Source organism: Actibacterium sp., from assembly GCF_041584535.1.
In the GTDB taxonomy this organism is placed as follows: domain Bacteria; phylum Pseudomonadota; class Alphaproteobacteria; order Rhodobacterales; family Rhodobacteraceae; genus Actibacterium_D.
In genome coordinates this window covers 1-4,953 of the sequence record NZ_JBFHDW010000200.1, presented here as the reverse complement: position 1 = coordinate 4,953, position 4,953 = coordinate 1, and the positions used below count along the sequence as shown (strand labels likewise).

Annotated in this window: 7 protein-coding genes; 3 read left to right on the top strand and 4 right to left on the bottom strand. The window is 61.6% G+C overall.

Features of this window, described 5'->3' with window-relative positions; all coding sequences use genetic code 11:
* Window positions 1-256 (top strand): DnaJ family domain-containing protein (locus ABYW26_RS10380; protein ID WP_372604771.1); only part of this gene is annotated, 256 nt, incomplete at its 5' end.
* Here the strand turns inward: ABYW26_RS10380 and ABYW26_RS10375 are convergent.
* Together ABYW26_RS10375 and ABYW26_RS10370 are read right to left on the bottom strand one after the other, a co-directional pair.
* Window positions 253-570 (bottom strand): antibiotic biosynthesis monooxygenase, encoded by a 318-nt coding sequence (locus ABYW26_RS10375; protein WP_372604770.1) that lies wholly within the window; start codon window positions 568-570, stop codon window positions 253-255. The two genes, ABYW26_RS10380 and ABYW26_RS10375, sit on opposite strands and share 4 nt — an antisense overlap.
* Before the next feature lie 64 nt (window positions 571-634).
* Window positions 635-1,042 (bottom strand): universal stress protein, encoded by a 408-nt coding sequence (locus ABYW26_RS10370; protein WP_372604769.1) that lies wholly within the window; start codon window positions 1,040-1,042, stop codon window positions 635-637.
* A 136-nt stretch (window positions 1,043-1,178) separates the two neighbouring features.
* On the opposite strand from ABYW26_RS10370, the gene ABYW26_RS10365 reads away from it, so the two are divergent.
* Window positions 1,179-1,838, top strand: coding sequence for a hypothetical protein (locus tag ABYW26_RS10365; RefSeq protein WP_372604768.1), 660 nt, complete (start codon window positions 1,179-1,181; stop codon window positions 1,836-1,838).
* Between the two features lies 1 nt (window position 1,839).
* Here ABYW26_RS10365 and ABYW26_RS10360 read toward each other — a convergent pair whose 3' ends face one another.
* On the bottom strand, window positions 1,840-2,436 hold the full coding sequence (locus tag ABYW26_RS10360; RefSeq protein WP_372604767.1) for a rhodanese-like domain-containing protein: 597 nt from the start codon (window positions 2,434-2,436) through the stop codon (window positions 1,840-1,842).
* 89 nt (window positions 2,437-2,525) lie between these two features.
* Between ABYW26_RS10360 and ABYW26_RS10355 the strand changes: the two genes are divergently transcribed.
* Entirely contained in the window at window positions 2,526-3,008 is a 483-nt protein-coding gene (locus ABYW26_RS10355) for a HugZ family protein (RefSeq protein WP_372604766.1), read from the top strand.
* Here ABYW26_RS10355 and ABYW26_RS10350 read toward each other — a convergent pair.
* The coding region (locus tag ABYW26_RS10350; RefSeq protein ID WP_372604765.1) for a glycosyl hydrolase family 28-related protein at window positions 3,005-4,953 on the bottom strand (1,949 nt) is incomplete at its 5' end. The two genes, ABYW26_RS10355 and ABYW26_RS10350, sit on opposite strands and share 4 nt — an antisense overlap.

The following is a 4,953-nucleotide window of genomic DNA, read 5'->3' as shown; positions in this document are numbered from 1 at the left end:
GAAAGGCGCGGGCAAGCCCTTGCCGCCGGCCGGGGATGGCGATTTCGCCGAACAGGCCGGGTTCCGGATCATGCACGAGGCCGGGGCGCTGCCGAAAGAAGTCGAGTTGCGCAAGGCGCTTCAGCGTCAGGCGCAGAAAATGGCCGCCCTCACCGACCCGGACGAGCGCAAGCGCGAGATGGCCATTTTTGCCGAGATTCAACAGCAGCTCGCCATTCAGGAAGAGGCGCGCCGCAAATTCTATTCGACGCGCTAGAACACCTCGACCACGTCATACATCACGGGTTCGAAACTTTTGCACAGCGCATTCAGCCGCCGGTTCCGCTCGCGCATTTCCGGGGTGCGCAGCATGGCCTGAAAATCCTCGCGCTTGGTCCATTGCGAATAATTCGCCACCCGCGTCTGGGCGTCGTTCACATGCAGTCCCGCGCCAATAAAGCCGGGCTGTTTCGAGATAAAACCGGCATAGGCCTCGGTCAGTTCGTCCAGCAGATCCTGACACGTGCCAGGGGTCACCTCGAACGTCGTGATAACTGTCTGAAGCGTATTGGTTTTGGTGATTGTAGGCATCAGATCCTCCCTTGCGAACCTGATACCCACTGTGGCCTATTGCAGCGCGCCGGTCAAAGGCCGCTTAGCGGATCACATGCACTGCGCAATGGGCATGACGCACAACGCGCGACGCCGTGGACCCAAGGAAATAGTCCTGCAGTCCGGGCTGGTGCGAGGCAATGATGATGCAGTCACAGCCGTGTTCATCCGCGAAATCGACAATCGCGCGACCCGCGTGACCAACGACCACTTCAGGCGTCACACCTTCAAGACCGGCGACCACTTCCGTCAGGGTCGCAAGCACCTTCTTGCGCGAGGCCTGCTCCTGCTCCTCGGGCAGGTATTGCGAAACATAGCCCGGGATCGGTTCAACCACGGTCAGCGCACAGATTTCGCCACCCTCATCAACCAAAGCCTGAGCCACCCGCAACGCCTCGGCATTATCGCGGCCGTGATCCAGCGCAACGGGCAAGAGAATTTTCTTATACATGATACGCGTCCTTCTTTTCCTGCCGCACAGTGCCATGTTAGCCCTAGCTGAACATTGACGCAGATCAGATTTTTTCAGAACATGTTAACCGCTTATTAACCTGCCTCCCCTCAAATCGGACAAAACCGGAGGGGACATGCGCCACCTGACAGCTTTCCTGCTTTGCGCCCTCGGCATCCTGCCGGGCCTGCCCGCCCATGCCGATGCGTGGCTGCGCGCGGCCGGGGCTGGTTTCGCCTCGGTCTCGCATTATGCGACCGAAACCGGCGACACGGTGCATGACAGTTTGCTGATAGAATATGGCGTGACGCCGGGCCTGACCTTCGGGGTTGAGGCCGGGGTGTCGCCGGGCGGCACGTGGTCCGGCATGGCCTATGGCCGCATTCCGCTGGGCAATCCCGATAGGGCAACCCGTTTCGCCGCCGAATTCGGCGCGGGGATCACCGTTGACGGCAACACGGCGCTGCGCCTGTCACTGGCCGCCGGGCGCGGAATCGAAACCCGGTTTGGGCCGGGCTGGTTGTCGCTGGACAGCCGGGCTGATCATGTTCCGGGGCTGAAACTGACCAATCTCGATATTGACGCGACGGCGGGGCTGCACCTTGGCGACAAATCCATGGCGATCCTGCAACTGCAAGCCCGCGCCGATACCGATGGCGCCCCGACAACGCTGACCATTGCGCCGTCCTATGTGCGCCAGATCAGCGAGTCCCTGAATCTGGAACTGGGCGTCAGCGCCGGGGTTGTCGGCAATGACGACCTGCGGTTGAAACTGGGAACCTGGCTGAGTTTCTGACTCAGCCCTTGGGGACCACCACCGTCAGGCCCAGCAGGCGCCAGCTTTGCATACCGCCACGATAATAGAAAATCTGCTCGGCCGGATAACCTTCGGAAATCATCGCGCGGATCGCCGTTGGCGACTGACCGCACCACAAACCATTGCAAAACAACGCGACTTTCCGCGCCGTGCTGCAATCCCAACCGTCGAAATCCACCTCGCAGCCCAATTCGCCCAGCCGGTCCACGACCTCGGTATAGGGAATATGCAGCGCCCCGGGGATGGTGCCGTTTTGATACCAGCTTTGGGTGCGGCTATCGACGACGCGGGCCTCAGGGTCCTGCAGGATGGCGATCAGCTCAAGCTCGCCAATCGTCGTGACGCCTTCGGCGGGGCTCATCGGTTGGATGCAAAACGGCGGACATTCGCGCGAGGTTCTGGCCCATTCACCAGTGATCTCATGCGCCGTGTCCTGTTCGCGCTGGATGGTCACCGGCCCGGATGCGGTTGGCACCTCGACCGTCGGCAGGTCGCGGCCAATCCCGACCTTCAACTCCTCGGCAAAGGCCCCGGACGCAAGCCCCATTCCCAAAACAATCGCTAAAATCAGTCGCATACCGTCGCCCTCCCATTCAGGCAAAGCCCTTGCACACAGGGCCATCGCTGACATGATAGGCGAAATTTCCAAAGACGTCAGGGGAAGCAATGCCGCAGATCATCCGCCCCACCGATTCCGAGGCCCGCACTTTGGCGCGCAACCTGCTGGCGCAGGCCCGGCACGGGGTTCTGGCCGTCATCGACCCCGATACCGGCACGCCCTACGCCGCCCGCATCGCGATCGGGCAAAGCCCCGAAGGCCAGCCGCTGACACTGATATCCGAGCTGGCCCAGCACACCCGCGCCCTGCACGCCGATCCGACCTGCGCCCTGCTGGTGGGCGAGCCCGGCCCAAAAGGCGACCCGCTGACCCATCCGCGCCTGACCCTGCTGGCGCGGGCCGAATTCGTGACCCGCGACAGCGATCTTCATGCGCATCTGGCCCGGCACTATCTGACCACCCACCCGAAATCGCAGCTTTATATCGGCTTCGCGGATTTCAGCTTTGCGCTGTTTCATCCCACTGGCGCCCATCTGAACGGCGGCTTCGGCAAGGCGTTTCGCCTGACCACCGCAGACCTGACACCTTAGACCGGGTTATCGACCCGCGCCGTCAGTTGGACCCGTCCGCGCACCGGCTCGGGCCAGACCAGATGAACCTCGTTCTTGTTGGCGCCCTGCTCGACCTTGGCATAGGGCAGCGCCGACACGGTCGCGTTCGCGGCGTTCTGAATGGCGCTTTCGGTCGTTACCGAAACCATGTTTCGGGCGCGGCCCCCGAAGGGCAGATAGCCGTTGAACGAACAGACCCAGGTCGCGGCATTGGTCGCCTCATCGAATTGCAGCATCACCGGATTGACAACAATTTGATCTACCCCGTTGAAGGCGTTGCCCTCAAAGGTGATGTTCCGGGCGCGCGACATGTCCAGTTCGGCATAGGTCGTGTCGACATAGTCGATCCGCTCGATGCTGGCGCCGATGATCTTGAACGTGTTGCCCGACACGTTAAGCCCTTGAATAAAATGGCCAATGCCCACCGGCTTGACCACGAAATACTTGAACCACGAGGCCACGTCATTGGCGGTAAAGATGTTGTTGCCGATGGTCAGCCCGCCAAAGGACAGCTCGCTGTTGTGGTCGGGCTCTTCGTCATGTTCGTTGGTCCATTCGATAAAACAGTTGTCAATATAATTGCCGTTCATCGTGGTCTTGACGTTGGTCGAGGTCAGCACCACCCCGGCCTGCCGCAGGCCGTTGCCCGCATTATCACCCTGAAAAAAGTGGTTGCCGGTGAACACATGCCCCGAGCCGCCCCAAACCCCGAAATGCGCGAAACGCACCACCCGGTTGTCGCGGATTTTCGAGTCATTGGCATTCACGTTCATCGCGATGGTCACGCGGTCCTGCGCGTCCAGAGATTGCTCGTTCGACAGAAACTGGCAGCGGTCCACCATCAGCCCCTGACAGCCCAAGCCGATCGAGGTCAGCCCGCGATCCTTGGGCGCGGTGAAGAAACAGTCGCGCACATGGAAAATCAGGCCGTTCGGCGCCAGCATGATGCCGCTGGCATTGCCCTGACACTGGATATCGACATCCGAGATGACGAACCGCCCAAGCGAGGCGAAGCCGCTGAAATCCAACAGGTATTTGAACCGGCTGAAGGTATAGGTCTGGGTGCCCTGCGCATCGAACAGCGGCGCACTCAGCGTCAGCGTGCCCGCGCCTACGTTGCGGTCGCGGACATAGACCTCGCGGCCCACGCCCAGCCCCTGCACCAGCGATCCGATGGCGATATTGGCGACATTGGTCACACCGGTCAGGGTGAACTTGTCCGCCGCCGAATAGGTCGCCTGCGAGGTCACCACATCCGTGTCGAAATTGGCCGAGGCCGCCGCCGAAATCTGGCCGTTGCGGATGACCCGGCGGGTCGAATAGCTGTCTTTGCCGGCCAGCGCGGCGATGTCCATCGGCTGGTCGATTTCGACGCGGCGGCCCTTCATATCCAGACTGTCGTGATCGGTGAAATTAAACAGGACCGCCAGCGCGCGTTTAAAGCCCTCAACCTCACTGCCAAAGGCCTGAATATAGCTTGGCAGGTCGTAATTCCGGGTCAGCGCCAACCGGGCGCCCGCTGGCATGGTCACCGTACCCTGAAACCGCACCGGGCTTTCAAAGGTCATGTGATCGGCCAGATAGTAAGTGCCGCCGGGGACCAGCACGCTGCGGCCATTGGCGGCGGTATCCGCGGCCTCGAACGCGGCGCGGTCGTCGGTCACCCCGTCGCCGATGGCGCCATAATCGCGCACATCGACCCAATCCATCATGTCGCGGATGAAAAAGCTGGTGACATCCTCGACCTGAATATCGTCGATGCGCACCACGCCGCCGGTGGCGCCGCTCAGGTCCAGCCCGACATGGGCATAGATCGGCACCGTGCCCCAAGGCATATCGACGCCGCCACGGGTGCCGCTGCCGATGATGGCCGAGATCGTCTCGACCTGACCATAGGCGGTCAGGGTCGTCGCCGGGCCGGTCT